Source organism: Mesorhizobium sp. M5C.F.Cr.IN.023.01.1.1 (assembly GCF_003997585.1).
Classification (GTDB): Bacteria; Pseudomonadota; Alphaproteobacteria; order Rhizobiales; family Rhizobiaceae; genus Mesorhizobium; species Mesorhizobium wenxiniae.
The window spans coordinates 19,522-45,159 of the sequence record NZ_RZSU01000022.1 but is presented as its reverse complement, the minus strand read 5'-3'; the positions used below and the strand labels follow the sequence as shown (position 1 = coordinate 45,159).

Annotated in this window: 27 protein-coding genes; 11 read left to right on the top strand and 16 right to left on the bottom strand. The window is 60.9% G+C overall.

Annotated features, from left to right (window positions below):
- Nucleotides 1-106 precede the first annotated feature (106 nt).
- The gene (locus EOA78_RS11830; RefSeq protein WP_127315269.1) at nucleotides 107-811 is read left to right on the top strand and encodes a peroxiredoxin-like family protein; all 705 of its coding nucleotides are present in this window, start codon (nucleotides 107-109) and stop codon (nucleotides 809-811) included.
- Here EOA78_RS11830 and EOA78_RS11825 read toward each other — a convergent pair.
- Complete coding sequence (locus EOA78_RS11825) at nucleotides 795-1,700, bottom strand: LysR family transcriptional regulator (RefSeq protein WP_164783725.1); 906 nt, start codon at nucleotides 1,698-1,700, stop codon at nucleotides 795-797. The genes EOA78_RS11830 and EOA78_RS11825 overlap by 17 nt on opposite strands.
- Before the next feature lie 208 nt (nucleotides 1,701-1,908).
- Here EOA78_RS11825 and EOA78_RS11820 point away from each other — a divergent pair, with 208 nt between their 5' ends.
- The gene (locus EOA78_RS11820; protein ID WP_127315267.1) at nucleotides 1,909-2,136 is read left to right on the top strand and encodes a hypothetical protein; all 228 of its coding nucleotides are present in this window, start codon (nucleotides 1,909-1,911) and stop codon (nucleotides 2,134-2,136) included.
- A 766-nt stretch (nucleotides 2,137-2,902) separates the two neighbouring features.
- Nucleotides 2,903-3,202, top strand: a complete 300-nt coding sequence (locus EOA78_RS11815) for a DUF1236 domain-containing protein (protein ID WP_127315294.1) — start codon at nucleotides 2,903-2,905, stop codon at nucleotides 3,200-3,202.
- Here the strand turns inward: EOA78_RS11815 and EOA78_RS11810 are convergent.
- Both EOA78_RS11810 and EOA78_RS11805 read right to left on the bottom strand, forming a co-directional pair.
- Nucleotides 3,193-4,074, bottom strand: a complete 882-nt coding sequence (locus tag EOA78_RS11810) for a transglutaminase family protein (RefSeq protein ID WP_127315266.1) — start codon at nucleotides 4,072-4,074, stop codon at nucleotides 3,193-3,195. The genes EOA78_RS11815 and EOA78_RS11810 overlap by 10 nt on opposite strands.
- Nucleotides 4,075-4,152: 78 nt before the next feature.
- The gene (locus EOA78_RS11805; RefSeq protein ID WP_127315265.1) at nucleotides 4,153-5,049 is read right to left on the bottom strand and encodes a transglutaminase family protein; all 897 of its coding nucleotides are present in this window, start codon (nucleotides 5,047-5,049) and stop codon (nucleotides 4,153-4,155) included.
- A 218-nt stretch (nucleotides 5,050-5,267) separates the two neighbouring features.
- On the opposite strand from EOA78_RS11805, the gene EOA78_RS11800 reads away from it, so the two are divergent.
- Complete coding sequence (locus EOA78_RS11800) at nucleotides 5,268-5,468, top strand: hypothetical protein (protein ID WP_127315264.1); 201 nt, start codon at nucleotides 5,268-5,270, stop codon at nucleotides 5,466-5,468.
- 243 nt (nucleotides 5,469-5,711) lie between these two features.
- Here the strand turns inward: EOA78_RS11800 and EOA78_RS11795 are convergent, their stop codons facing one another.
- Nucleotides 5,712-5,912, bottom strand: a complete 201-nt coding sequence (locus EOA78_RS11795) for a CsbD family protein (protein WP_095519089.1) — start codon at nucleotides 5,910-5,912, stop codon at nucleotides 5,712-5,714.
- A gap of 207 nt (nucleotides 5,913-6,119) precedes the next feature.
- Nucleotides 6,120-6,383, bottom strand: coding sequence for a hypothetical protein (locus EOA78_RS11790; protein ID WP_127315263.1), 264 nt, complete (start codon nucleotides 6,381-6,383; stop codon nucleotides 6,120-6,122).
- Nucleotides 6,384-6,601: 218 nt separating this feature from the next.
- Between EOA78_RS11790 and EOA78_RS11785 the strand changes: the two genes are divergently transcribed.
- Nucleotides 6,602-6,898 (top strand): DUF3606 domain-containing protein, encoded by a 297-nt coding sequence (locus tag EOA78_RS11785; RefSeq protein WP_127315262.1) that lies wholly within the window; start codon nucleotides 6,602-6,604, stop codon nucleotides 6,896-6,898.
- Nucleotides 6,899-6,937: 39 nt separating this feature from the next.
- Here EOA78_RS11785 and EOA78_RS11780 read toward each other — a convergent pair whose 3' ends face one another.
- The 4 genes from EOA78_RS11780 to EOA78_RS11765 all read right to left on the bottom strand — a co-directional run bounded on the left by EOA78_RS11780 (nucleotide 6,938) and on the right by EOA78_RS11765 (nucleotide 10,450).
- Entirely contained in the window at nucleotides 6,938-7,858 is a 921-nt protein-coding gene (locus tag EOA78_RS11780) for a YihY/virulence factor BrkB family protein (RefSeq protein WP_127315261.1), read from the bottom strand.
- Nucleotides 7,859-7,952: 94 nt separating this feature from the next.
- Nucleotides 7,953-8,687 carry a hypothetical protein gene (locus EOA78_RS11775; RefSeq protein WP_164783724.1) on the bottom strand — a complete coding sequence of 245 codons (735 nt, stop codon included), beginning with the start codon at nucleotides 8,685-8,687 and terminating at the stop codon, nucleotides 7,953-7,955.
- 249 nt (nucleotides 8,688-8,936) lie between these two features.
- A complete protein-coding gene (locus EOA78_RS11770; protein WP_127315259.1) occupies nucleotides 8,937-9,518 on the bottom strand; it encodes a DUF2314 domain-containing protein in 582 nt (193 codons plus the stop codon).
- Between the two features lie 158 nt (nucleotides 9,519-9,676).
- Nucleotides 9,677-10,450, bottom strand: a complete 774-nt coding sequence (locus EOA78_RS11765; RefSeq protein ID WP_127315258.1) for a glucose 1-dehydrogenase — start codon at nucleotides 10,448-10,450, stop codon at nucleotides 9,677-9,679.
- A gap of 200 nt (nucleotides 10,451-10,650) precedes the next feature.
- Here EOA78_RS11765 and EOA78_RS11760 point away from each other — a divergent pair, with 200 nt between their 5' ends.
- The gene (locus EOA78_RS11760) at nucleotides 10,651-11,964 is read left to right on the top strand and encodes an NAD(P)H-dependent oxidoreductase (RefSeq protein ID WP_127315257.1); all 1,314 of its coding nucleotides are present in this window, start codon (nucleotides 10,651-10,653) and stop codon (nucleotides 11,962-11,964) included.
- Nucleotides 11,965-12,124: 160 nt separating this feature from the next.
- On the opposite strand, the gene proC is transcribed toward EOA78_RS11760, so the two are convergent.
- The 3 genes from proC to EOA78_RS11745 form a co-directional block, all read right to left on the bottom strand.
- Nucleotides 12,125-12,940 (bottom strand): pyrroline-5-carboxylate reductase, encoded by an 816-nt coding sequence (proC, locus tag EOA78_RS11755; protein ID WP_127315256.1) that lies wholly within the window; start codon nucleotides 12,938-12,940, stop codon nucleotides 12,125-12,127.
- A 130-nt stretch (nucleotides 12,941-13,070) separates the two neighbouring features.
- Nucleotides 13,071-14,390 (bottom strand): O-antigen ligase, encoded by a 1,320-nt coding sequence (locus tag EOA78_RS11750; RefSeq protein ID WP_127315255.1) that lies wholly within the window; start codon nucleotides 14,388-14,390, stop codon nucleotides 13,071-13,073.
- Nucleotides 14,359-15,357, bottom strand: a complete 999-nt coding sequence (locus tag EOA78_RS11745; protein WP_127315254.1) for a glycosyltransferase — start codon at nucleotides 15,355-15,357, stop codon at nucleotides 14,359-14,361. The genes EOA78_RS11750 and EOA78_RS11745 overlap by 32 nt, the downstream gene beginning before the upstream one ends.
- Before the next feature lie 174 nt (nucleotides 15,358-15,531).
- Here EOA78_RS11745 and EOA78_RS11740 point away from each other — a divergent pair, with 174 nt between their 5' ends.
- The 5 genes from EOA78_RS11740 (at nucleotide 15,532) to EOA78_RS11720 (ending at nucleotide 20,067) form a co-directional block, all read left to right on the top strand.
- Nucleotides 15,532-16,704 carry a glycosyltransferase family 4 protein gene (locus EOA78_RS11740; protein ID WP_127315253.1) on the top strand — a complete coding sequence of 391 codons (1,173 nt, stop codon included), beginning with the start codon at nucleotides 15,532-15,534 and terminating at the stop codon, nucleotides 16,702-16,704.
- Nucleotides 16,701-17,519, top strand: a complete 819-nt coding sequence (locus tag EOA78_RS11735) for a WecB/TagA/CpsF family glycosyltransferase (RefSeq protein ID WP_127315252.1) — start codon at nucleotides 16,701-16,703, stop codon at nucleotides 17,517-17,519. Before EOA78_RS11740 ends, EOA78_RS11735 begins: the two co-directional genes overlap by 4 nt.
- Entirely contained in the window at nucleotides 17,516-18,433 is a 918-nt protein-coding gene (locus EOA78_RS11730) for a DUF6492 family protein (RefSeq protein ID WP_127315251.1), read from the top strand. The genes EOA78_RS11735 and EOA78_RS11730 overlap by 4 nt, the downstream gene beginning before the upstream one ends.
- 451 nt (nucleotides 18,434-18,884) lie before the next feature.
- Nucleotides 18,885-19,544, top strand: coding sequence for a L,D-transpeptidase (locus EOA78_RS11725; RefSeq protein WP_127315250.1), 660 nt, complete (start codon nucleotides 18,885-18,887; stop codon nucleotides 19,542-19,544).
- Nucleotides 19,545-19,554: 10 nt separating this feature from the next.
- Entirely contained in the window at nucleotides 19,555-20,067 is a 513-nt protein-coding gene (locus tag EOA78_RS11720) for an OmpA family protein (protein WP_127315249.1), read from the top strand.
- 236 nt (nucleotides 20,068-20,303) lie between these two features.
- Here the strand turns inward: EOA78_RS11720 and EOA78_RS11715 are convergent, their stop codons facing one another.
- The 4 genes from EOA78_RS11715 to EOA78_RS11700 form a co-directional block, all read right to left on the bottom strand.
- Nucleotides 20,304-21,956 (bottom strand): ABC transporter ATP-binding protein, encoded by a 1,653-nt coding sequence (locus EOA78_RS11715; RefSeq protein WP_127315248.1) that lies wholly within the window; start codon nucleotides 21,954-21,956, stop codon nucleotides 20,304-20,306.
- Nucleotides 21,946-22,830, bottom strand: coding sequence for an ABC transporter permease (locus tag EOA78_RS11710; protein WP_127315247.1), 885 nt, complete (start codon nucleotides 22,828-22,830; stop codon nucleotides 21,946-21,948). The genes EOA78_RS11715 and EOA78_RS11710 overlap by 11 nt, the downstream gene beginning before the upstream one ends.
- Nucleotides 22,827-23,873, bottom strand: a complete 1,047-nt coding sequence (locus EOA78_RS11705; protein ID WP_127315246.1) for an ABC transporter permease — start codon at nucleotides 23,871-23,873, stop codon at nucleotides 22,827-22,829. Before EOA78_RS11705 ends, EOA78_RS11710 begins: the two co-directional genes overlap by 4 nt.
- A 72-nt stretch (nucleotides 23,874-23,945) precedes the next feature.
- Complete coding sequence (locus tag EOA78_RS11700; RefSeq protein ID WP_245477477.1) at nucleotides 23,946-25,553, bottom strand: ABC transporter substrate-binding protein; 1,608 nt, start codon at nucleotides 25,551-25,553, stop codon at nucleotides 23,946-23,948.
- Nucleotides 25,554-25,638 lie beyond the last annotated feature (85 nt).

Here is a 25,638-nt window from a genome sequence, read left to right as displayed (position 1 = left end):
TCGCTTGCGCTCGATGCACGTGGGACATCGAATCCATGCAAGAAAAGCATGGCCGTAGCCGAGGGGCTTCGATGATAGGCTGCACGCAAGCTATGAAAGTGCAGAAATGGCACCCGACAACCAGACAATGACACTTGAACAGTCCGTGCAGGCTGCCGTCGAACTCGATGCGTCGCTGAATGAGCGGCTGGAGGTGGTCGCAAAGGCTGTTCGCCGTCTAAACGGCGATTTTGCCGATGCGGTCGACCGCCTGGTGGCACGCTTGCAGGAGCAGGGAGCGGGGGCGATGGCGCCGGCGCCTGGCGATCTCATGCCAGCCTTCCTCTTGCCTGACGACAGCGGCAAACTGATCGGATTGGTGGACCTCCTGAAGCAGGGGCCGGCGGTAATAGCCTTCCAGCGGGGTCACTGGTGCCCTTATTGCCGCTTGAACGCGATCGGGATCGTAGAGGTCCAGGAGGAGATTGCCGCACTGGGTGGCCAAGTGGTGGTGATCATGCCCGAACGACGCAAATTTGCGAAGGCGATGAAGACTACGGTAGGTGCCCAGTTTCCATTCCTGACCGACATGGACAATGGCTATGCGCTCTCACTCAACCTCGCTATCTGGGTCGGGGCTGAAATGGAACGGTTGATGGGAGTTGGTTATGATCTCCCTAGCTATCAGGGCAACAGCAGCTGGTTCCTGCCGATCCCGGCGACTTTCATCGTCGGCACGAACGGATTGATCACAGATCGCTTCGTCGATCCCGATTACCGCCGGCGAATGGACATCGACGATCTGATTGCGGCGCTCAAGCGGGCTCGCTAACACCAAATGGTGACCAGTCGGTTGAGCGCAACAGGTTGAGCAGCGTCGTGGCGACCGGGGAACGATGCCGGCCGGCGACCGCATAGACAGCGACGGTCCGTGAGATGTTGACGTCTCGCAGCTTAAGCCTGCGGATGTTCGGCGACTGTGGTGCTGTCAGGGAGACGAAGCCCACGCCGGCGTTGGCCTCCAGCAGTGCCAGCAGATCGTGGTCAGTCTCAACTTCATGCGCGGTCCGAGGCGTAAAGCCTCTCGCTGCGAGGCAGCGCGATAGCTCCTCGCTCGTTTCCCAATCGACGCGGCTGAGCACCGGTTCTGCGGCAAGCTGGCTGAGGGCCACGTCGGATTCGTTGCGACGGGCAAGAGGGTGATCGGAATTAACGACAAGCTCGATTCCCTCCTGAAAAAGCGGCCAGGTGTCGAGCCGATCCCAGGCCCGCCCCAGAGGACCGGCAACGGCCAGCTCCACATCGCCTTTCTTGAGGGCATCGACGACGGCGGTCGGCGAGCCGCGGCTGATCTTGAGGTGAACCCCGGGATAGGCCCGGAAAAGCTCCGCGAATGGTGATACCAGCAGGGCTATGTTCACGCTGTTGGAAATGGTGACATTAAGCGGTGCCACGTCGCTGCTTTGCACTGCTTTGGCAAGTGACTTGGCGGAAGCGGCGGCATCGTAACATTGCTGCAGCAAAGGCAGCATGCGCCGGCCGAGTTCGGTCAGGTGAGAATGCTGGCGCTCGCGCCGAAGGAGCTCTCCACCCAGCTCATCCTCGAGCGTCTTAATCGCCCGGGTCAGCGCAGGTTGCGTGACATTGCATTCTTCCGCGGCCTTGGTGAAGTTGAGCGTGCTGGAGAGCGCCAGGAAATAGCGGACCTGCTGCATTTCCATGAACTCTCGCCCCCTCCGCGAATCCGATTCATCAGGCATAGCTAATTTGTGCCTATGCTAACGCAACAGGGGCCTGAGGCAAAGACGGAGGCTTGCGGCGGGGTAGGCGGTGCAAGCAGCTCCCGGAAGGTGCCCGCAGGCTCACATCGGCGGGTTAGTATGGCTCCAGTCAGAGCATACCCCGCGGCATCTTTGCGCATCACTGGCCATGGGCGCTGGTCTCGCAGCACGCTCGGCCTGGTCTTCGGCGCTGGGCTACGACGCAGCTCGCATGATCTCGCACGAGCCGCTCTATCACGCATTGTCGCGGGTGTTCTTCGCTGAGGCGGTCAGATCGGCGCAGGGCGAAGCCGTCCATGAGTGGACAGACCCACGGAGGCAATCGGCTGCGTTGGAAAACGAGCAGCGCCGCCCGAGAGTTATCCCTCCCGTGTGAGACCTTGCCAACTGAGCGACGGAGGTCATTTTGTCGGACGTTACAATGTTACAAAATTTCGTCTAAGCCTTTGATTTCATCATACATTCCCAGAGTTCAATCCTCTCTCGCAGCACCAGTTTTCCCGAAGATTTTCAATCGTGCGCTGCGCCTGGTCACTTTGCGTTTGCGAGTCGGGAGCAATCAGCCTTCCGAAACGATGACATGCGCATATCGAGATACTGACTTTTCGGCTTTCCAGCGGCCGTTGCCAGCGAGATCGCCCAATCTATGCCGGCGCACCGACGCATTCGCGTCGCCCAGCTGTGGCAACGGTGTGGAAGGTCACGAGATGCGTTCAGATCTTGCGAACCTCGCCGCAAACCTGTCGAGCGCAAGCTGATGATGGGGTCAATCCTAAGCGGGATCCTGCTATAATCCCGTATGGCCGCTCGCATAGTGGTTATCCTGGCGCTGCTTTCCGCCTTCGCCTACGGATTCGCAAAACTCGTGGAACGTTATGGCGACGCTGGCGACAAGCCCTCTCCGTGTGAAAAATGGCCACATCCTGATTGTCCAGTCCCAAACGCGCCTCCTCCGGAAGAACCTAAGCCTTGAGCGGGAGCGCGTTCGGCGGGCGGCCTCGAACGACGGCGTTGATATGCCGTGGCAGCGGGTTCGCGCACTACAAAATGGAACAAGAATTGCGCCGCATCGTTCAAATAACTATGCAACCCCGTCGCGGCAGCAATCAAGCACCGCAGCTGAAGGTTGCTTGGAGGCTATTATGGGTAAGCAACTTACATCGGCTGCGGCAGGCATCCTTCTGTTCGTTGGCGTCAGCGCCGCCGCCGCTCAGGACGTCATTATCCAACCCGAGCAGGACACTGTGATCCGCGAATACGTGAAAAAGAAACCAGTGGCATCACTCAGCCTTCCCGGCGTGGAGCTCAACATCGGCACCCCTCTGCCCGAAACAGTCGAGCTTTACGAGGTGCCGGACGTTCAATACCGCTACGTCGTCGTCGATGGCCGAACCGTCCTGGTCGATCCAGGTACCCGCAAGATTGTGAAGATCTACGACTGACTTGACCCCTCACGCTGAAGCCCGTCATGCCGAAAGGTGCGGCGGGCTGACGCCTTCTCAGGCTCGGCGTGGATTTCTTCTGTGATGACTTCGAAGCGGGTGAGCCGGGAAAGACCGAAGCTCGTTGAGATAGCGACGTCATTGGCATCGCATCCCGTCGCCATCAGGATTCTGCCTATGCGAGGCTGGTTGTGCCGTGCATCGAAGGTGAACCAATGGCCGCTGAGATAGGCTTGGAACCATGCGTTGAAATCCATGGGGTACGGCATCGGCGGTATGCCGATGTCGCCGAGATAGCCGGTGCAATATCGCGCCGGAATATTCATGCAACGGCACAGCGTGATTGCCAGATGCGCAAAATCGCGACACACGCCGGCCCGATCGGTTAGCGCGCCGTAGGCGGTCCGCAGCGTGTCCGCGGCCTGGTAGTTGAAGGTGATGTGTTCGTGAACGAAATCGCAGATCGCCTGGACGCGCGCCCATCCGGGTGCGGTATTGCCAAAATTGGCCCAAGCGAAGTCGCCAAGCCGATCGGTATCGCAATAGCGGCTGCCGAGAAGAAACCTGAGCACGTAGTCGGGCAGCTCTTTGATGTCGTGCTGGACGGCGCCCGCGGCCACAATTTCCGGCTTGCCGGTGTCATAAATTTCGAAGTTCGTTGATATCGTCGTAAGCCCGGCGGGCGCCTCTATTCTCGTGCACAAATTGCCGAAAACGTCGATGTAGCCGCGGGCGTCGACCGGGCGATCGAAGCCGATGATCTGTTCCGTCAAAAGATCGACGCGACGTGAAGGATGGATATCAAGGACGAGCAGCATCGGTGTCGGCTGCGGACATTCGTAGGCGAGCTTGAAACCTGCGCGGATACGCATCGAAGCTCCAATGCGTTGATTAAAGCAAACTCCGGATTGCCGCGAACAGTTCCGAACACATTTAGAGGATGCTAATTTTTATAGATGCCGGTTATTGATACCAGCCTCCTTCACCACCTTGACCTCCACCGTCATGCTGAGAAAGCTCGACGCGCTGCCGCAGTAGCTTCCGGAAAGAGGGATGGCTTGCCCAGGATGCCTGGCCACAGCCACCCTGATAAGGTCCCGGTTGCCGACAATGCCATTGGTGGGGTCGAACTCGACCCAACCCGCGCCAGGCAGATAGACCTGGCACCAGGCATGCGTCGAACCGCCGCCGAGGACAGAAGCGCTGTCGCGGTTCGGCACATAGACATAACCAGTCACAAAACGGGCAGCAAAACCGAGCGAACGAACCGCTTCCATCATGAACAGCGCAAAGTCTCGGCATGTGCCTCGACGCAGGTGCAAGGTCATGAGAGGCGGTTGCGTCCCTGATTCAGTTCGACGGGAATACACAAAGCTCTCGTGGATGGCGTAGCAAAGTGTCATCAGCAATTTGCCCGTCTCGGTGTGGCCTCTGGCGCTCACGAACTGTCGTGCCCATTTGCCGATCTCGTCGCCGTCATCGAGATGATGGCGCTCGATGGTCTGGGTGAGGTCGGTTGCCTCGTCGGGATCATAGGAAAATGGATAGCTGAGTGCTGCTTCATCGATACGGAAATCAGGCGCATGCTGCGGCGTGTGGTCGAGCCGAATGTCTGTCACGAAACGCAGTTCGTCGCCGGAACCCTGGAAGTCGATTACCGCAACGCAGTTTCCAAAAACGTCATGGATCCAGCCAACCTCTTTCGGCTCGGGGTCCACCAACAGCGCATGATCCAGAAGTCGCTGATCGAAACTATCGCGCGGCCTGAACATCAGCCGATGCTCGCCAAACGTCACCTGTTGCGTGTAGCGATAGACGGTCGTGTGCTTGACTGAAAAGATCGGCATTGGCTTGCGTCGACCACCTGCGATATCAGCGCAATTATATATCTTTTTCGATGTGCAGCGGACAAAATGGAGTCTTTGGCCTCGACGCGCCGCATCAGGCGGTCGTCCACCGTAGGCCTATTGCAATCTCCAATTGGTAGACTCTCTCAACTCCCCGTAAGTTAATCTTTGCGCCAAGGAGGGGCCAAGGCGAGGAACGTCGCAAACGGGAGGAAGCAATGAACGAAGACCACGGTCCGGCCATAGACCACGACAAGCCTTACGAAATAGCTGCATTCGCTAAAAAGCATGGCCTTACGATAAGGGCTGCCGAACTGATCCTTTTTGCCTATAGCCCGTCCCGAGCGGCGTGTGATACTGCCGCAACGGCTTTCCTCACGGCCGTCGCCGCACAAGCCAAGAGACAATCGGCGCGCTAGCTCTCGTTCCGAAGATCCTGAAGCGACGGCTGGCATACATCAACCCGCCGTCGCATCTACCTCGCCCGCCGCTCATTTCGGAGCGGCAGGCTTAGAGCATTTTCAGCCAAGTGGAATCAATGGCGTCGCAGAGATGCGGCTAAACAAATAGATAGAGCGAAATGCCCAGTTCAATTCGAACCCATCCCGCTCTAGGACTGTCGAAGCTGCGCCGATCGACGGTGCAGCCTCGATACTAGACGCTCAGGTGAGGCTTCTGGACCAGTCGTCTATCTGGCGCTCTGCCTCTTCCTTGGCGATTCCATACCGCTCCTGAATGCGGCCTGCGAGTTGATCACGATTGCCCTCGATGCGATCAAGGTCATCGTCGGTAAGGTCACCCCATTGCTCCTTAGCCTGGCCTTTGAACTGCATCCATTTTCCCTTGATTTGATCCCAGTTCATGAATTCCTCCTTTGTTGTCTAGAGGAAATGCAACTGGACACCAGATGTTCCAAAACAGCGGATCGTCCGTGACGATTATTGCCCATGACGATTAGCCTTGGCGACGCAGCAAAAAGCCGCCGGCCGGAGCCAGTGGCGCGAATTGGAACAGGATACGAACGATCCGCGTCTCGAAATCACACTCGACGGAAAGGTCCCTCAGCCGGATCAACTGGCGCGCGCCAAGGCGATCGATATGACGTTGTCTGCATCCGCCCCCGGTAGATCGAACAGCATCGGAAGTTGGCGGGTCATGGCCATTTCAACGATCAACTCTTCGATGGAAGCTGTCGGCAGATCGGTCTCGACACGATTCGAGATCATCAAGGCAAGCTTGTGGACTGGCACTGGTGCCGACTTCGCATGGTCATCGAGCAACCTGCTGATTTCGATTACAACGTCTGCGTCAATGCTCTTTGGCAATTCGCGCATGGCTTTTCCTCCCTGCCAATATCATGCGCGTGCCAGAGGGCTGAGTCTCGAAAAATCTGCATATCGCTTAAAAGCGCGTCGGTCCGGTTGCTTTGGCCGGGCGTTCGGGCCTGCGGCGAAAAAGCGAAGCGCGCTGGTGTCGCATCCGGCAACGAATTCGCCCGTTTTGCGTTGGCCAATCATAGATTGTGCGCAAACGGGACCAAAGGAGAGTAAGCATGACAGCCGACGCGGCGAAGCTCTATCCCCGCCACCGGGATCGGATCTCCGGCAGCGAGGATTACGTAGTAAGGTATTTTGCCCGGCAAAACGGCATCACCCCCGCGCAAGTCCATCAGTTGATCAAGAGATATGGAAGCAACCGCGCCAAGCTGGTGGCTGCGGCGAAGGAACTTCGCAGGTCGCTTCGACCGGATGTCCCCCCAGATGTCCCCAAGACCATGCTCGCCTCGGGCCGCCGCGCCGGACGTCTCAGCGCCGGTGTTGATGCCAGAAATGGCTTAAAACGGTGGTAAGGAGACTGCCGAAAACAATCCCGCCGAGGACTTCGTTTCTCAGACTTTTCGATCCTGGCCGGCGTCGCCGGCATCTGTTCGCGTCTTACTTGCTTCAATGGTCGCCTCCAGATCGGATCGGCTGCCGTATCGAACCGAGTAGGCTCGTGTAAATTCGGCGCCCAACAGAAAGATCTCCGACGAATAAAAGACCCACAGCAGCACGACGAGCAGCGCACCGGCTGCCCCGTATGACGATGCGACGGCGCTGGTTCCGATATACCAGCCAATCAGCGACTTGCCGATCGTAAAGAGAAACGCCGTTACTACGGCGCCCACGCCAACGTCGCGCCATTGCAGCGCGCGGTCGGGCAGGACCTTGTAGATTGCCGCAAACAACAGAGCGATCAGGGCAAACGAAACGATCCAGTTGATTGCGCTCAGGATGAGGGTGCCAAAGGGCAGATATGCGTTGATGATATCTCCAAGGGCCGAAATTGCAGCGCTTACGACTAGGGACACCAGCAGCAGAAAGCCAAGCGCCGCGACGAGACCGAGGCTGGCAGCGCGTGCCCGCACGAGCCGTGAAATCGATGTGCCACCCGGTTTGACTTTCCAGATCTCGTTCAGGGCAACCTGCATTTCGCCGAACACGCCGGATGCGGTAACCAAAAGTGTGACGAGCCCCAAAATGCTGGCAAGAGTTCCCGCCTCCTTGTTCGACGCGTTCTCGATTGTGGCTTGCAGAAGCTCGGCGCTCTGCGGACCCATCAGGCCCGACAACTGGGCCGAAAGCGCCAGCTGTGCCGCATCGTTTCCGAAGGCCATGCCAGCGATGGCAACAACGATGAGCAGGATCGGTGCAAGCGAGGTCGTGGCATAAAACGCCATAGCTGCCCCGTGGCTCAAGGCATTGTCATTGATGAAGCCGAGGATGCTCTCCTTAAGAAGTGTCCAGCCGTCTTTCGCCACATTCCACATGTTTTGCCTCACCTGTTTCCCAAGCAAATAGAGGCAACACCGCGGCGGACCAGAGCATCACATTCGAGAAGTTCTGGCCCGTTGGATCCGGCGTTTAGGTGACGGATCTGGGGTTGTTTGGCGTGATCTGTCCCGAGGCCCATTTTGCGAGACCATCCTGCGTCGGGAAGGCCGAGAACGCCGCAATGGCTAGGAAGATCGGAATCCCCAATTCGAGGATTTCCTCGAACACTGTGGAGGTATAGATCCGGGTGAACTGGATGCTGAGAAATGTGAGATTTGATGGCGCCCCGTCGATGACCTTGGAAAGGACGGCGCAGCCGACCGCTGCGGCAATGGCCACGGCAGTCGCCTCGCCGTGGCGAAGCCCGTGCACAAAGCTACGGAAGCCGTTCTTCAGGAGCAAATAGAAGGCAACGCCGAGGGCAATAACGACCGTCGCGCCGATTAGCTTTTCCAACAGCGGAACGTCAGGCGAGATATAGAGGGTGGTCTTGGTGATGTTGTGGGTGGTGAAATGCGCATGAAAGTCCAGCTCGCGCAGGCACATCGCGATCAGGATGGCGACAAGGTACCACCGCTTGAGCAGGTCCCGATAGGACGTTTCCCGGACAAGCGTTGCCACGACGATCAGATAGCCTGCGGCCGAGAAGACCTCAATTGGACCGCCCTCGCTGAGGTAAAACTTCCGTATGTCTTCGGGAAAGAAAGCGAGCGGCAGGGCGATGAGAAAGACGAGCACCAGCAGGGCAAGGCCCATTTGGTTGAAATAGTGGCCTTTGCCGTAACCGGTCTTTCTTTCTCTCCACGCCATATCTGTCTCGCCCATCTGTCTTGTGCCGACTCTCTATTGATCGTGATTTCACTCAATTTGAAAGACTGGGCCATTGTCAAGTTGCCGTTCCGTAATGCCCGGCCGCTTGCCGGCGCTCTGACGGCATTACCGCGTAAGCGTGACGAGGCTATCCGGCCTAGCGGGTGTCGACTGTCTTGTCCAGGAACGTGTCTTTGGGCGGCTTGGCGTATCGAAGATGACTGCAGTCAGAATGCTCGACGAGGCCATAAAGCAGGCGTCGAGTCAGGACGGCAGTGGCTCGTAAACTGAAACGCCGACGTATCGATCGTATGAGCCACGATCTTTCTCAGGAAGCTTGTCTCGGGCTACGCGCAATGTGAATCCCCCATGCAAGTGCCCCTCGTCGAGAATCATCCAATCGAAAATATCGTCGCCTTCAAATGCAAGTCGCTGGCCGACCTGATGCCATTTCTGAAGCTCGGGTGGCAGCTCGAAAAACGCACCCGAAAATAGCCGCTCCTCAGCATGATAATGCACGGCGGTAAGCCAAAGAAAAAGAAAGCTGTCCTCCCCAAGACGTTCGGACTCGTCGGGATCGCGAAACCGAAGCTTCGCAGAACACAGGGCGTCTGCATTCCTCTCTATATGTTCGATAAACAACGGCACAGTCGCAAGCGCTCGGTCGTAAGCAGCTAGGGTGGCGGCGTCTGTTTTCGAGACAGCCACGAAGAGGGGCTCATCCCGCAGTTCGTCGAATTTACCGTTCGATTGAGATTTTTCGCTCGATTGAGCTTTCGGTAATGGCAGCCAGTTACAGCCGGGCCGTTCCAGCAGTTGGTGCCAGCGCTTCAAGATCTCAGCCATCTGCCTTCGTGTCCTTCATCAATCTCCCAGCCCGGGCGTGAACCAGTAGCACAACCTTAATTGCTCTTCCCGCATCTGCGTTTGCTGCTCATCAGAAAGCGACGTATTGGAAGCCTTAACGCTCGCGAGGCGGTGTCGCAGCGCCAGCCAAAGAGGGCTCACGCCACCGACCAGCCGCCATCCACCAGTATATTCGCGCCGGTGATCATCGACGCTGCCGGCGAGGCGAGGAACACCACGGTTCCCGCGACATCGATCGGGTCGCCGATGCGGCCGAGCGGGATGTGCCCGAGCACATGGGCATGAAAGTCCGGATCGGCGAGCGAGGGCCGTGTTCCGTCGGTCCAGATGAAGGTCGGCGCGACGCTGTTGACGGTGATCTTGTGCTGCGCCCATTCGGCCGCGAGGCAGCGGGTGAGGTGGTTTATGGCCGCCTTGGACATGCAGTAGATCGCTTCGCCCTTCAGCGTCACAGTGCCGGCTTGCGAGCTGATGTTGATGATGCGCCCGGATTTTGCCGCGATCATCAGCCGTCCGACCGCCTGGGTGGTGAAGAAGGTCCCCTTGAGGTTGACGTTCACGGTGAGGTCAAAATCCGCTTCCGTAACGTTCTCCGCGAGGTTTTCCGGCCCAAGCCCGACGTTGTTGACCAGCACGTCGATGCGACCGAAGGCGGCGTGGGCGTCGGCGACAGCTTTTCGCACCGTCGTCAGATCGGTGAGGTCCATCTGTACCGCCAGCGCGCGCCGGCCGATGCGCTCGATCTCGGCAGTGATATCCGCGCCGTCGGCAGCGCTGCGCACGCCCACGATCATGTCGGCGCCGGAGCCGGCGCAGGCGAGCGCGCAAGCGCGCCCGATGCCGCGCGACGCGCCGGTGACCAGCACCACCTTGTCAGCCAGATCGAATTTCGGCGTGAACTCGTTTGTCACCTCAACCTCCCCTGAAAATCCCGTCGGCACGCGCCGCCCCGACAGGACGGTCGCTTCGCTAGACACTATCTGGGCGGAAGATTATCCGCTCGCAGTGCGAAAGCCAGCCACAAGAAATTGCCGACGGCGGCCGGTTTCGTTGGCAAAAGGTTACCATTCCCTGCTATTCCCCCTTCAAATCGAAAGCAGTGGACTTGCGCATGACCAATATCGCCCTGACCGGGCTTGCCAGCGATCTCGCCAAGCGCGCCGCGGAAGGCCGTCCGGTGCGCATCGGCGTCATCGGCTCCGGCGAGATGGGCACCGACCTGGTGACGCAAGGCATGCTGATGCCGGGCATTTCGGTGTGCGCCGTCTCGACCCGCCGCCCCCACACGGCGCGTGATGCCGTCCGCATCGCCTATGGCGACGAGGCGATGGCACGGGAGGCCGATACGCCGTCGAAGGTCAGCGAGGCGATCGAGAGCGGAAAAATTGCCATCACCTCGAACGAGATGCTGGTCACCAATCCGCTGATCGACGTGGTCATCGACGCCACCGGCAAGCCCGGCGTCGCCGCCGATTTCGATCTGATGGCGATGGAGCACGGCAAGCATCTGGTGATGATGAATGTCGAGGCCGACGTCACCATCGGCTGCTATCTGAAGCAGCAGGCCGACCGGCTCGGCGTTGTCTATTCGGTCGGCGCCGGCGACGAGCCGTCCAGCTGCATGGAGCTGATCGAGTTCGCCTCCGCGCTCGGCTACACCATCGTCTCGGCCGGCAAGGGCAAGAACAACCCGCTCAACCAAGACGCCGTCCCCGACGACTATCGCGCGGAAGCGTTGCGCCGCAACATGAACCCGCGCATGCTGGTCGAGTTCGTCGACGGCTCGAAAACCATGGTCGAGATGTGCGCCATCGCCAACGCCACCGGGCTGGTGCCCGACATTGCCGGCATGCACGGCCCCAAGGCCAATCGCGATGAATTGGCCAAGGTGCTCATCCCGCGCGCCGATGGCGGCATCCTGTCGAGGAAGGGCGTCGTCGACTACACCATCGGCAAGGGCGTGGCGCCCGGCGTCTTCGTCATCGTCGAGGCGACGCATCCGCGCATCATCGAGCGCATGGACGACCTGCATATCGGCCACGGCCCCTATTACAGCTTCTTCCGGCCGTATCATCTGACCTCGCTGGAAGTGCCGTTGACCGCCGCGCGCATCGCGCTCTATGGCAAGCCGGACATGGTGCCGCTGCCGAGGCCCGTCGCCGAGGTCTGCGCCGTGGCCAAGCGCGATCTCGCCGCCGGCGAGATTTTCGATGCCATCGGCGAAACCTGCTACCGCTCCTGGACCATGACTGTCGAAGAGGCTCGCGCCAACCGCGCTGTGCCGGTCGGCCTGCTCGAAAGCGGCAAGGTGCTGAGACCGGTCAGGAAGGGCGAGCTGCTGACATCAGACAACGCCGCACCCGACCCGACGACCAAGCTTTTCGCCTTGCGCCGGCTGCAGGACAAGATGCTGTACGGGGGCTGACAGGGTTCGATGTGTCGGCGAAGGCAATTGCCGACGCTGGCGCTGCCCTTTCAGGCAAAGCCGCAGGGCTGGGTGGGGCGGTACTACGAGCCCCAGGCGGGCTTTGTCATCCGGATCAACTCGGTTTGCCGATTGATGTTTCGCCTGAGCGGGCCGCCGCCTACTTCCCCAACTCGATCGACCGCAACCGCGCTGCTTCCACCGCTTCGGTGAGCAGATGGATCAGCCGGTCGCCGCCCATCAGCACGGCAAGTGCGGCGGCCGTGGTGCCGTTGGGGCTGGTCACCTGCTGACGCAGCACGCCCGGCGCCACGCCGCTTTCGGCGGCGAGCGAGGCGGCGCCATAGACCGTCTGCATGGCGAGCAGCCTGGCGGTCTTTGTTGGCAGGCCAGCCTTCTCGGCAGCCACAGTCAGCGCTTCGATGAAATGGAAGATATAGGCGGGGCCAGACCCTGACACCGCCGTCACCGCGTCCATCAGGCCTTCGTCGTCGATATCAGTCACTTCCCCGCTCGCCGAAAGCAGATCGGCAACGAAACGCTTAGTGTCGTTGGAAACCAGTCGGTTGGAAAACACCACCATCATGCCCTTGCCAATGGCCGCCGGGGTGTTGGGCATGCAGCGCACGATCGGCGCGCGATTGCCCAAAATGGCCTCGAACGTGGCCACCGGCGTTCCGGCGGCGATGCTGAGGAAGGCCGTGCGGCCATCATTGAAGCGCCTGTACGCGGCGGTCACGTCGCGGATCACTTGCGGCTTCACCGCAATGACGACGAGGGCCGGCACCGCGTCCGCCGGAATACCGCCGGCATCGGCGGCAGCACTGCAGCCGAGCGCTTCGGCACGCTTGCGCAGATCGGCATTCGGCTCGACCACGAAGACCGCCGCCGGGGGGAGCTTGCCCGATTTCAGCCAGCCCGAGAGCATGGCGTAGCCCATATTGCCGCAACCGGCGAGAACAAGCCTGATCGTCATAGAAAACCTCCGCTAGAGCATCGGACGCAAAAGTGGGGTACCGGTTTTGAGAAAATCCGATGCTCAAACAAAAAGATGGCTTCCCATAGACGCTCGCGACCAGGCGGGGAAGCCCTGTGAGGACGGAGGATCAGGACGGACCACGAACCGCCATCGGCCGCAGCGACGCCTGCCTGAGGCCGAACATGCCGAACACGAAGAACAGCCAGACCGGGTCGGCGCGATGGAAGAAGAAGCTTTCGAGGAAGGCGTTCAGCGCTGCGAACAGCACCACCATCATGAAGAAGTCGCCGAGATAGATGTTTTCCTTGCGCAAGGGGATGCGCAAGTAATCGCGCAGCGGCGCGATCAGGAATGTGTAGACCGCCACGCAGAGCGCCGGGATGCCCATCAGCACGGCGATGTCGAGATAGCCGTTGTGGCCGTGCACGATGGTTCTGATGTCCCAGGCCCGGTCGAAGGGCTGATCCTGGTTCAACAGCAGCGGCGTGCCCCAGAAGCTCTCGAAGCCGTAGCCGGTCCACGGCCGCTTCGCCAGCATCTCGTCGGCGAACTCCCACAGCGTCGTGCGCCCGGTGTAGGTCAGGTCGGGAAAATAGAGTGCCGCCAGGTGCTTCACCGGCGGCAGGAAGACGATGCCCAGCGTGCCGATCGCCGCGGCGATGATGGCCAGCGCGAACAGGATCGGCGTCCCGAGCCGCATGCCGATCAGGCTCGGCAGCACGACGATCAGGATCGAAAACGGCACCAATCCGGCCGTCGTCTTGGAACCGGTGTGCAGCATGAAGATCATCGCCGCGCAAAAGATCGACGCGCCCCAGAGCCGCTGTCCGCGCCGGTAGAGGTACAGCCCGGCGAAGCTGAAGCAGGCCATGACAGGACCGGCGATGTTCTTGTGGGTGAACACGCCGCGCCACAGGCCGGCATGTTCCGGCTCCAGCGAATCGGTGGTGTGCAGCGCCTCGTGCGGAAAGACGATGAGCCCGATATAGGACAGGCCGATGACGACGACGATGGTGAAGATGATGACTTTCGAGAAAGCCTCGGCGTCGCGCGGAAGCGCCAGGATCGTCGCCATCGTCAAGATGCCGATCAGCGTGAAGGAAGCGGCGCGCATGGCCGACGGCGGGTCGGTTGCCATCACCACCGACAGCACGAAGAAGCCCAGCATCAGCAGCCAGGACGGGCTGAGCAGCGAGCGCACCACGCGCGGGTCGGCGAAAGCCAGCAGCGAAAAGATCGAGATCGCGCCGAGCGAGCCGAAGCCCAGCTGGTTGACGATGTCGCCGCCATCGCCGGTCATTTCGGCGCCGGCCGGCTGGAAGGGACGAAACGACACCAAAATGACGGTGAACAGCAGCGCCGCGATCGCGGTCGCGACGCCGTCGCGTGTGAACGCCGCGCTGAGCGGCGCGCGTTCAGTTCTTCTCAGGCTGCCGGTATTGCTCATTGGCGTATCCGAATTCGGCAAGCACGCGGCCGACAGCTACATGGATGGGGTATAAGGCCGTCGCCAATGACCCTGTCCGCGCCAGCCTGGCCGCGCCGCGAAACGGCGAGGCGGCAAGCAGCGCCAGGCTCTTCAAGAAAACCTTGGTGCCGGCGAACGGCGTGCCGGCCCGTTTCTTCTTCTCGACCAGTGTCGAGATGACACCGTTGCGCAGGCTGCGGGCACGGATCCAGTCGGCTTCGACGCGCCGGGCCGGAACGCTTTCCCGCACTTGCGCCTCGGCGCACCAGCCAAGCACAAAGCCTCTCTGTGCGGCCCGGCTCAGGAAATCGGAATCGCCGCCGCCCATGAAGTTGAATTTCAGGTCGAGGAAGGGCGGCCCCATGGCGGTGAGCACGTAACGCCCAACCAGCAGATTGCCGGAGGAATAGAGCGCGGGCACACGCCGGGTCTCCCGGTAGGGTGGCGCAAAGACCGGATGATCGGCCCATCTGGCATGGGCCGCGTCGGCAAACACAGGCCTTTGCGGGCCGCCAACGATGTCGGCACCGAGCGTCTCGGCCGCCTTGCACATGCGCTCGAGCCATTGCGGATCAGCGATCTCGTCATCGTCGATGATCAGCAAGTGCCTGAAATTTGGAAAATGCAGGATCGCCATCTGCCAGCCGGCATTATAGGCGCTGCAATTGCCGCGCTCATGTGCAATGATGACCATGCCTGATATCTCGCCGCGCGCGAACAGCGGCAGCGCCGCTTTGGCGCCGGCCCGCGCCTCGGCCTCGTTCTCAATGACGATTATTGCGAAGCGTCTGCCGGTGTCCTGGGCCTTGAGCGACGCCAGCGTCGCCAGAAGCTGCTCGGGCCGTTTGAAGGTCGGCAGCGTCACGACCGCCTCGACGGCCGTCGTGACAAGTCTCGGAGAGCGCCCCGCGATCGATACCGAATCGTCCGATGGCAATGGGATCATCCGTGTTCAGCCCGGGATGGTGAGTTTGGTTCTCGATAGCATCGCGACGATAACGTTTCGTTAATCACCTTTCGCGGACGAGCCTGCAAATCCGCAACGCCGGGCCACCAAATACTTTCACTTAATCAACGCTTCACCGCGCTTTGCTAGCTGGGTCAGCACTGGATAGGTGAGATGCATCTGCTGTTCGCCACATCGATCGTGCCCGACGGCGCTCTTGCCTCGGGTTATGAGATCGCCAATGCCGCGATCATCGCCGCGTTGCGGCGGGCCGGTGCGCGCGTCACAGTGATCGGCTTCACCTGGCCGGGCAAGCCTGCGAGCGATCCGCAAAACACCATCGTGCTCGGTGCCGTCGATGTGCGCACCGAAAGCGCGTCATCGCTGCAAAAGCTCGCTTGGGTTGCAAAGGCGATGCTCTCCGGCCTAACTTTCGCCTCGGTCAAGCTGCGCGTGGTCACCGACAGCGAGGTCCGCGCCGCCGTCGAACGCGCCGGCCCTTTCGACGGTTATGTCTTGAATTCCGTGCAGTTCGCCGGCGCCTTCGAAAGGCTGTTTGCCGACCGGCCGTCGATCTTCGTCGCCCACAATGTCGAGCATCGTTCGGCGCAGGAGAACGCCGCTGCCGCGGGCGGCCTTTTCCAGCGCCTGTTGTTTCGCCGTGAGGCCAGGCTGCTCAAGGCCATGGAAGAACGACTCTGCAGCCGGGCACGCTTCGTCTTCACGCTGGCCGAGGAAGATCGCTCAGCACTCGGCGTCGCCTCCGATCACCGTTCGGCGGCGCTGCCACTGGTGACTTGCGCCGAAGCGCCCGTGCAAAACGAACCGCGCCGTATCGATTGCGACGCGGCGCTGATCGGTACCTGGACCTGGCAGCCGAACCGCATCGGCCTCGACTGGTTCCTGAAAAAAGTGGTGCCGCATCTCAGGCCCGATTTCCGGGTCAGGATTGCCGGCGGCGTGCCATCGGGCCTCACGTCCGCGCATCCCGGCGTCGAGTTCGTCGGGCGCGTGCCGGACGCGCAGGCTTTCGTGCGGGGTGCCGCCGTCATCCCGCTGATCAGCACCTCCGGCAGCGGCGTGCAGCTCAAGACGGTCGAAACCTTCGAACTCGGCCTGCCTTCCGTCGCCACCAGCCATTCGTTGCGCGGCATCGACCATCGCCCGGTCAATTGCGTGGTGACCGATGATCCGGCCGCCTTCGCCGGCGCCCTGGAATCAGCAGTGGCCGATGTCAGGGACGTCGACGGCAGCGCTTTCCACCGCCGGCAGGTGAAGGCGCTCGATGCCGCAATCAGGCTCGGCCTGGAAAAGCTAGGGCCCGTCAGCAAGGAGGTGTTTGCATGAATATGCACACCGCCCGCGCCGCTTTCGGGGTCGACACTTTGAAATCGATCCTGGGCATCTCGGTCCTCGCCATCCGCTGGGACGACGCGGTCGCCCTGCTGACACGGTTGATTGCAGAGCGGCGCTTCACCAAGGTCACCTTTCTCAACGCTCACAACGCCAATGTCGCCTATACGGACTCGGTCGTTGCCGAGGCGCTCGACGATTTTCTCATCCTGCCGGACGGTGTCGGCGTCGATCTGGCGGCGAAACTGCTTTACGGGGCATCGTTTCCGGACAATCTCAACGGCACCGATTTCATCCCTGCCTTTCTGCAGGCGTCCAGCAGGCCGCTGACCGTGGGGCTGCTCGGCGCGACGCAGGTCAACGCCGAAGCGGCGTCGAAGAAGCTGGCGGCGCTCGCGTTGCAGCACCGATTCGTGGTCATCCATGACGGTTATTTCTCTTCCGCCGAGGAGCCGGCGATCGTCGATCGCATCGCCAGATTGAGACCGGACGTGCTGCTTGTCGCCATGGGCGTGCCGCGCCAGGAATTGTGGATCGCGCGCCATATCGATGCGCGCCACTGCACACTGCCGATCGCCGTCGGCGCGCTGCTCGACTTCCTGAGCGGGACGGTGCCACGGGCGCCGCTGTGGATGCGCCGGCTCAGGCTCGAATGGCTGTTTCGGCTGTGGATCGAACCGGGCCGCCTCTGGCGCCGCTATGTGGTCGGCAATCCCCTGTTCCTGTGGCGCGTGATCGGCCAGAAATTTTTGGGCCACCCCGCGCTTGCCAGGACTCGCCCTGGAGCAGGCCCCGGAGCAAGCCGTTGAACAGCCGGTTCGTGCCGAGCCCCGAGACCGATGTCCTTCGCCAGACGCCGACGGCCGCGATCGTGACGGCAAGCTATGCGCCGGATTTGGAGCGTTGCCGCCTGCTGTGCGACACCCTCGACCGCTACGTTTCCGGCGTGGCGCACCACTATATTCTTGTCGAGCATCGCGACGTGGCGCTGTTTCGCCAGCTGGAGAACAATCGCCGCACGATCGTCGACGAGCGGGACCTGTTGCCGCGCTGGCTGCATGCCTTCGACGATCCGCTCAGCCTGTTCCGCAGGCGCATCTGGCTCAGCCTGAAGACCGTGCCGCTGCGCGGCTGGCACGTGCAGCAGCTTCGCCGCATCGCGATATCAGCGCACGCTGGGGAAGACGTGCTGATCTTCTGCGATTCCGACGTGGCCTTCCTCAAACCTTTCGACTGCAGCGCCTTCTGGCGCGATGGCAAGGTGCGGCTGTTCCGCCGCGACGGCGTGCTGTCCGGTGAAGGCCATGAGGAACATCGCAGCTGGTCGCGCAATGCGGGCTTGGCGCTCGGCATCGAACCATCGGAGGTTTCGACCCATGATTACATTTCGACGCTGATTGCCTGGCGCCGCGAAACCGTGGCAGCGATGTGCGCCCGGATCGAGAAGATCCATGGCCGCAACTGGGTCGAAGTCGTCGGCGCGGCGCGGAAATTCTCCGAATGCATGATCTACGGCCGCTATGTCGACGACGTGCTCGACGGTGCCGGCCATTTTCACGGCCCGGAGGAGTTCTGCCGCGTCCATTGGACGGGCGAAGCGCTGTCGGATGATGAGTTCCGCCGCTTCGTCGCCGCCATGGCGCCGGAACAGGTGGCCATCGGCATGCAGTCCTTCATCGGCACGGATATCGGCCGCATTCGCCGTCTGATCGGGCTGGACTAGTCCTAGGGCAAAACGTCGATCACTCTGAACGGCCGGGTTCAATCCGGTTGCCGTTTTCGGCCATCAGCTCGATGAAGGGCTCGATTTGGCCCTAGGACGACCTTTGTCTTTCGCACGGCGAGTGGCCGCTTTGCGCCTTATATCGGCCGTGGAGGGCGCTTTGCCACTGGCTGAAAGCAGATCTCGCCGCCGGGAAGCTGTAGGTTTGCGCTGAAATGCTCGCCGACGGTTCCCGATCTCGAAGCGGCACGTGCCATTCTCGGCCCGAATATTTGAACCTTTGTTGATGTAGCTGACTGTTTCCCGAACGGCTGCTTATTGACAGCATCATCCCGGAAACCGACTGACTGCTGTCGGCGGACTGAAGCAACGCAGCATTTTCCACTTTGAGGCGAAGTAATTCTCAATTATGGTTCCGCCAGGCTTTTGGCATGGGGGGGGAATATTGCCGATGGTTTTATCACGCAGGGGTGTCGTGCTCGGCGGCCTGGCGCTGGTCGCGGTGGGTGCAACCAGCAATATTGCTCAAGCCGCGGCGGCAAAATCCTTTTTCGCCGGTACCGCCAGCGACAACAATTTTGTCTATCGCAAGACCAACTTCGCCAAGATCGACAAGAGATGGCATCGCCAGATCGTCAAGTATTTCAGTAGCGAGCCGGTCGGCACCGTCGTGGTCGATACCCGCCACCACTTCCTCTACGTCATCATGGAAAACAAGACCGCCATCCGCTACGGCGTCGGCGTCGGCAAGGACGGCTTCAAATGGTACGGCCGCGCGACGATCGACCGCCGCGCGCTGTGGCCGCAATGGGTCCCGCCCCCCGAAATGCGTAAGCGCAGGCCGGACCTACCGCACATGGTCGCAGGCGGCGCGTCCAACAATCCGCTGGGGCCGCGCGCGCTCTATCTGCACCGCAACGGCGCCGACACCGGCTACCGCCTGCATGGCACGCTGGAGCCATGGAGCATCGGCACCGACGCTTCCAGCGGCTGCATCCGCATGTTCCCGGAAGACATCATCGACCTCTACCAGCGCTGCCCGATCGGCACCGCGGTGCAGGTCCTGCCGCACATCGCCGACCAGGCGCCCGCTTCCACCACTGTCGAATGATTGGCGCCTCATGAACCGCATGATTGAAAACACGCGCCGGCTGCTCGCCGCCGGCCTGCTGGTGCTGGCCGCATCCTGCTCGACCAGCAACACGCTGGCCCCTTCCACGCCCAACATCACCAACACCGAGGTTGCCGGCTTCCAGAACGTGCAGCCGGGCAGCGAGGAGGATTTTATCCTCAATGTCGGCCGCCGCACCTATTTCACCCAAGGTTCGGCCGCGCTCGATTCTGTCGCCAAGGCCACCCTCGACACCCAGATCGCCTGGTTAGCAAAGCATCCGCGCTGGCTGCTCAAGCTGCAGGGTTTCGCCGACGATCCCGGCGCAAGTGAAACGGCGCTGTCGCAGCAGCGCGCCGATGCGGTGATGGATTACCTCGCCGCCGGCGGCATAGACCGCAACCGCATGTGGGCCAAGGGCTACGGCAAGGACAGGCTCGTCCGCGACTGCCCCGACACCGCCTGCAGGTCGCAGAACCGCCGCGTTGTGTCTAATTTGCGCGATGTGAGGGACGAGCCGTAGGGGGCTGCTGTTCTGCTTGTGACCCGAAGCAGAGTCTCACACGCGACGGCGGCATGGCTGCTTTGCGCCAAATATCGGCCGTTGAGGTGACCGTTGCTACTGCCTGAAAGCAGACATTGTTGCGACCATTCTGGACGTCGAGGTTGCGGCATAACCGGTGATTCCCGCCACCCCTCAATATCGGACGTTCGCGCGAGAACTGGAGCCGGAGTCTCAAGCAGTCAATACGTTGGGATTCAGTTCGCCGCGCCGACCCGCTTGCGCTTCCGGGTTTCCAGCAGCTTCGTCAGCCAGTCTGGATCCATCTCCGGCACCGAGGAGAGAAGCAGTTCGGTATACGGAGCATGCGGCGGCGTCAGGATTTCGGTCTTGAGCCCCTGCTCGACGACTTTGCCTTGGTGCATGACGACAATTTCGTCGGCGATTGCCCGCACCGTCGCGATGTCGTGCGTGATGAAAATGTAGCTGACTCCGAATTCTTGTTGCAGCCGCATAAGGAGCTTCAGGATCTCTTCCTGTACGATCTGGTCGAGGGCCGAGGTCACCTCGTCGCAGATGATGAGCTCCGGATTAGCAGCTAGCGCCCGGGCAATGCAGATGCGCTGCTTCTGACCGCCCGAAAGTTCGCCCGGCAGACGGTCGAGGAAGCTTTCGTCCATCTCGATCATGTGCATGAGTTCGCCAACGCGGCGGTCGCACGCCGCCCCTTTGAGGCCGAGATAGAACTCGAGCGGCCGGGAGATGACTTCCTCGACGGTCTGACGCGGATTGAGCGCGTTGTCAGGCATCTGGTAGATCATCTGAATGCGGCGCAGAATGTCTTTAGGCCTCTCCTTCAGTGTTTTTGGCAGACGTTGTCCCGCAAATGAGATCGAGCCCGAGACCGGCGGCAGCAGGCCGGTTATGACGCGGGCGAGCGTCGATTTACCGGAACCAGATTCACCGACGACCGCTACCGTCCGTCCGCGCGGCACCTTGATCGATACATCCTGCAGAACCTTGACTGCCCCGGCGTAGGCGGCGGTGATGTTATCGATCGTGAGCAGATGGTCCGCGGCCGGCACTTCTGGTTTGGCTAGCTTTCGCACCGCCCAGAGCGTCCTCGTATAGTCTTCAGTCGGCGCCGCAAGCATCTGGCGTGTTTCGGCCTCCTCCACAGTACGGCCATGGCGCAGAACCATGATCCGGTCCGCCATTTGCGCGACGACGGCCAGATCATGCGTGACGTAGATCGCGGCAGTGTTGAACTCTTCGACAATCTTGCGGATCGAGGCGAGGACCTCGACCTGTGTGGTTACGTCAAGCGCCGTCGTCGGCTCGTCGAAGATGATGAGGTCGGGCCGGCAGGCCATCGCCATCGCCGTCATCGCCCGCTGCAACTGCCCTCCGGAGACTTGGTGAGGATAGCGGAAGCCGATGGTGTCCGGATCCGGTAGGTGAAGACGCCGGTAAAGCTCGATGGCATCCCGATTCGCTGCCTCGCGACTGGCGATCCCGTGAGCCACGACTGTTTCGACGGTCTGATCGAGGAGCCGATGCGCCGGGTTGAAGGAAGCGGCCGCGCTTTGTGCGACATAGGCGATGCGCGAGCCTCGGAGCCGCCGCCGTGCGGTTTCGCTCATGGCGAGGAGGTCGATCCCGTCGAACAGGATTGACCCTTGCGTGATTCGGCAACCTGGCTTGGCATATCCCATCGCGGCAAGCCCAATAGTGGACTTTCCGGCGCCGGACTCGCCTATGAGGCCGAGGACCTCACCGCGCCTTAGCGAGAGATTCACACCGCGAACGATCGGGTGCCAGCGCTCGTCGGAAAACCCTTCGACGTGAAGGTCGCGAATGCTGAGGAGTTTCGTCCCCTTTTCGCGTAGGCCAGAATCCTTACTTTTCATCGCGCAACCCGCTTGTCGCGTGCAGGAACCAGTCGACAACGAAATTCACAGAAACCGTGAGAAGGGCGATCGCGCCTGCCGGCAAGAGCGGAGTGATGTCGCCATAGGTGATGAGAGTGGCGTTTTCCCGCACCATCGAACCCCAGTCGGCTGTCGGCGGCTGGATGCCGACGCCGAGAAAGGAGAGCGCGGCGATGGTGAGGAAAACGAAACAGAAGCGCAGGCCGAATTCCGCGATCAGCGGCGGCAGCACGTTGGGCAGGATCTCCTTGGTCAGAATCCATCTCGGCCCTTCGCCACGCAGTTGCGCGGCTTCGACGTATTCCATGACGGCAACATTCAGCCCGACCGCACGCGCCAGCCGGAATACGCGGGTCGAATCGAGCAGGGCGATGATGAGGATCAGGCTGGTGATCGAGGAACCGAAAATGGACAGCAACATCAGCGCGAAGATGAGGCTTGGGATCGACATCAGCACGTCTACGGCGCGCGACAGAATCTGGTCGAGCCACCCCCGGTACATCGCGGCCAGCAAACCGAGCGTGACGCCGACCGCGAAGGACAGAAGCGTAGTCGCGAAGGCGATGCCGATTGTATTGCGCGCGCCATAGATCAGCCGGGTGAGCACGTCGCGACCGAGTTGGTCAGTCCCGAGGATGAACTCCTGGCTCCAAGGCGCGAAAGCCTCGGTGAAAACCTGCGTTTCTCCGTATGGCGCTATCCAGGGCGCTAACAGCGCGAAGAAGACATAGCCAAGGATGACCACGATGCCGAACCAGGCGCTGAATGGAGCCTTTTTGAGTGCGGTTTTTACCCGGGAGGCGCGCGTGCGCCTCTGTCTCGGAACCGCCACGACATGTTCGGTGCTGGTCATCGCGGGTGCAAAAGCCTCGGATTGGTGGCGATGGAAATGATGTCGGCGGTCAGGTTAAGCAGGATGTAGGTTGCCGCGAAGATCAAGGCACAGGCTTGCACGACCGGAACATCCCTGGACTTCACCGCATCGACCATCAATTGGCCGATGCCGGGATAGACGAACACCACCTCGACAACGACCACGCCTACGATGAGATAAGCGAGGTTGAACGCAATTACCGTGACGATAGGCGCCCAGGCATTGGGCAGGGCGTGTCTGAGAACGATTGCCATCGGCGACATTCCCTTGAGCCGCGCCATGTCGATATAGGGGCTTGCCAGCATGTTGATAATCGCAGCGCGCGTCATACGCATCATATGGGCAACAATCACCAGCGTGAGGGTGATGGACGGCAGCGCCGCGCGCCAGACGTGCTCCCAGAACGGCGTTCGGTCGCTGATGTTCGCCAGTGTCGGAAATTTGGGAACCAGGTTCAGGACCCAGTTGATCGAAGCCGCAAGCCACTCGGGCAGGGATTGTGCGAATTCGGTTCCAATGAACGTGTCGCGCGAGATGATGAGATAGGCCAGCATATAGGCGACGAAGAATTCGGGGAATGAAATCGTCGTCAGCGTCACCGTGTTCACCACGCGGTCGAACCAGCTGTTGCGGTAGAGAGCGGCGAGAATGCCGAGTCCCAGCGCGAGTGGAACCGCTATAAGGGCAGTCATCACGGCGAGGAACATCGTGTTGTAGAGCCGGGGCGCAATGATCTCGGCGACCGTGCGCCGGTAGCCGGTGCGGCTTGCGAAGGAAGAGCCGAAATCCCCCTGCACGATCTGTCCGACCCAGGCGAAATAGCGCTCAACCGGCGGACGATCGATCCCGATCTCGCGCTGGAAGGCCGCGACCGTCTCGGGCGTCGCGGATTGCCCGAGCATCGCCCTGGCGAAATCGCCCGGAAGCATGGCAATCGCCGAAAAGATGATGATGGAGACGATGAACAGCGTGATCAGGCCGAGACCCAGGCGCTGCAGAACCGTCCTAACGACCGGGTTCATGGGCGGTGCCTTCGAGCGTTTCCCCTGAAAAGAGCGAACCGCCCGCGCCGCCGGCGGTTCGCCTCGCGAACGTCACGCGTTGGCTTCCCACCAGCGCTCGGCCATCTTCAGTCCGTCATTTTCCCAGTTCGGCGCCACCTCGCCATGCGCCAGTTTCTTGGACTTGGCACTGACAAAATTGTTGAAGACCAGGACGATGGCGCCGCCGTCGTCATGCGTCAACTGCTGCATTTCGGCATACAACGCGGAGCGCTTGGCCTCGTCGGTCTCCGTGCGTGCCTGAATCAGCAGTTCGTTGAAGCGGGGATTTTTCCAGAACGTCTCGTTCCAGCTGGAATCGGCCGAGTAGGCCTGCGTGAACATCCAGTCGGCCGTTGCACGACCGCTCCAATAGGAGGCGCACCACGGTTTCTTGAGCCAGACATTGTCCCAATAGGCGTCCTCCGCCTCGCGCACCACATTGACATCGATGCCGCATTGGGCCGCTGTCTCGCGGATGAGGGCGGCCGCGTCCACGGCGCCGGCGAAAGCGGCGTCGGCGACGGAAAGATCGACCTTGAGATTTTCCATTCCCGCTTTTTTCAGATGGAAGCGCGCCTTTTCAGGATCGAACTTGTGCTGCGGCTCCGGATTGATGGCGAACTTGATAGCCGGTGCGATCGGGTTGTCATTCCCGACGGTTGCATGGCCAAGGAAGATCTTCTGCGCGATTTCCTCGCGGTCGATCGCCCATTTCAGGGCCATGCGCACATCGGGGTTGTCGAATGGGGCGACCGTCACGTTCATAGGCAGCGTGTAGTGGCCGTAGCCGGTGACCTCGAGGATATCGATATTCGGCTTGCGCTTCAGCATGCCGAGGGTTTTCAGGTCGGCGCGGCCGATATAATCAACCTCGCCGGTCGACAGCGCGGCCATACGCGCGGCGAGGTCCGTGATGGCGATAAACTCCACCTCGTCAAAATAGGGTTTGCCGTTCTTGAAGTAATTGGGATTGCGCTTGAGCTTCGCCGAGACGCCTGGCTGGAAGTTCTCAAGCACGAAGGCGCCGGTCCGGACACCCGATTCCCAGTCCGCCTTTCCGTCCTTGGCAGGCATGACGACAAGGTGATAGTCGCTCATGATGTAGGGAAAGTCTGCATTCCCGCTGTTTAGCGTGAAAACGATCGTTTCCGGGCCGTCTGCCTTGATGTTGGTCACCGATTCGAGCAGCGACTTCGCCGCCGATTTGGTGTCGGCTCCCATGTGATATTGCATAGAGGCGACCACGTCGTCCGCGGTGATGGTCTTGCCGTTGTGGAAGGTCGCACCTTTGCGCAGCTTGAAGACCCACGTCGTCGCGTCGTCCGAGGTCTCGAAGCTTTCGGCAAGATCCGGCTGGATGCTGCCTTTCGCGTCGACCTCGGTCAGGCTGTTGGACATGGCACCCGAAAAGGCGGTTTGCGTGAAGGTATCGGGATAGCCGGCCGGATCGATCGAATCCGTCGTCGCGCCATGCGCCATGCCGAGCTTGGCGAAGCCGCCCTGCTTGGGTGCGGCCCGCGCCACGCTCACGAAGAGCATATTGGCGGCGGCGACCGTCAGGCCTGCCGCCAGCCCTAGATGGATGAAATCACGGCGCGAAACCTTGCCGCGGCCGATCAGGTCTTGCGCCAAGCGCAGTTTATATTCAGATTCCGACACTGCTTCCTCCCATTGCGGATTTCCCGCATTCTTGTTGTTGCCTTTTACCGAGCAGATCTGGCGGATTCAGCCGATTTGCCTCCTT

Coding starts and splice junctions, on each gene's coding strand:
- EOA78_RS11830 (WP_127315269.1), top strand. CDS start 107: ATGGCACCCGACAACCAGACAATGACACTTGAACAGTCCGTGCAGGCT.
- EOA78_RS11825 (WP_164783725.1), bottom strand. CDS start 1,700: ATGGAAATGCAGCAGGTCCGCTATTTCCTGGCGCTCTCCAGCACGCTC.
- EOA78_RS11820 (WP_127315267.1), top strand. CDS start 1,909: ATGGGCGCTGGTCTCGCAGCACGCTCGGCCTGGTCTTCGGCGCTGGGC.
- EOA78_RS11815 (WP_127315294.1), top strand. CDS start 2,903: ATGGGTAAGCAACTTACATCGGCTGCGGCAGGCATCCTTCTGTTCGTT.
- EOA78_RS11810 (WP_127315266.1), bottom strand. CDS start 4,074: ATGCGTATCCGCGCAGGTTTCAAGCTCGCCTACGAATGTCCGCAGCCG.
- EOA78_RS11805 (WP_127315265.1), bottom strand. CDS start 5,049: ATGCCGATCTTTTCAGTCAAGCACACGACCGTCTATCGCTACACGCAA.
- EOA78_RS11800 (WP_127315264.1), top strand. CDS start 5,268: ATGAACGAAGACCACGGTCCGGCCATAGACCACGACAAGCCTTACGAA.
- EOA78_RS11795 (WP_095519089.1), bottom strand. CDS start 5,912: ATGAACTGGGATCAAATCAAGGGAAAATGGATGCAGTTCAAAGGCCAG.
- EOA78_RS11790 (WP_127315263.1), bottom strand. CDS start 6,383: ATGCGCGAATTGCCAAAGAGCATTGACGCAGACGTTGTAATCGAAATC.
- EOA78_RS11785 (WP_127315262.1), top strand. CDS start 6,602: ATGACAGCCGACGCGGCGAAGCTCTATCCCCGCCACCGGGATCGGATC.
- EOA78_RS11780 (WP_127315261.1), bottom strand. CDS start 7,858: ATGTGGAATGTGGCGAAAGACGGCTGGACACTTCTTAAGGAGAGCATC.
- EOA78_RS11775 (WP_164783724.1), bottom strand. CDS start 8,687: ATGGGCGAGACAGATATGGCGTGGAGAGAAAGAAAGACCGGTTACGGC.
- EOA78_RS11770 (WP_127315259.1), bottom strand. CDS start 9,518: ATGGCTGAGATCTTGAAGCGCTGGCACCAACTGCTGGAACGGCCCGGC.
- EOA78_RS11760 (WP_127315257.1), top strand. CDS start 10,651: ATGACCAATATCGCCCTGACCGGGCTTGCCAGCGATCTCGCCAAGCGC.
- proC (WP_127315256.1), bottom strand. CDS start 12,940: ATGACGATCAGGCTTGTTCTCGCCGGTTGCGGCAATATGGGCTACGCC.
- EOA78_RS11750 (WP_127315255.1), bottom strand. CDS start 14,390: ATGAGCAATACCGGCAGCCTGAGAAGAACTGAACGCGCGCCGCTCAGC.
- EOA78_RS11745 (WP_127315254.1), bottom strand. CDS start 15,357: ATGATCCCATTGCCATCGGACGATTCGGTATCGATCGCGGGGCGCTCT.
- EOA78_RS11740 (WP_127315253.1), top strand. CDS start 15,532: ATGCATCTGCTGTTCGCCACATCGATCGTGCCCGACGGCGCTCTTGCC.
- EOA78_RS11735 (WP_127315252.1), top strand. CDS start 16,701: ATGAATATGCACACCGCCCGCGCCGCTTTCGGGGTCGACACTTTGAAA.
- EOA78_RS11725 (WP_127315250.1), top strand. CDS start 18,885: ATGGTTTTATCACGCAGGGGTGTCGTGCTCGGCGGCCTGGCGCTGGTC.
- EOA78_RS11720 (WP_127315249.1), top strand. CDS start 19,555: ATGAACCGCATGATTGAAAACACGCGCCGGCTGCTCGCCGCCGGCCTG.
- EOA78_RS11715 (WP_127315248.1), bottom strand. CDS start 21,956: ATGAAAAGTAAGGATTCTGGCCTACGCGAAAAGGGGACGAAACTCCTC.
- EOA78_RS11710 (WP_127315247.1), bottom strand. CDS start 22,830: ATGACCAGCACCGAACATGTCGTGGCGGTTCCGAGACAGAGGCGCACG.
- EOA78_RS11705 (WP_127315246.1), bottom strand. CDS start 23,873: ATGAACCCGGTCGTTAGGACGGTTCTGCAGCGCCTGGGTCTCGGCCTG.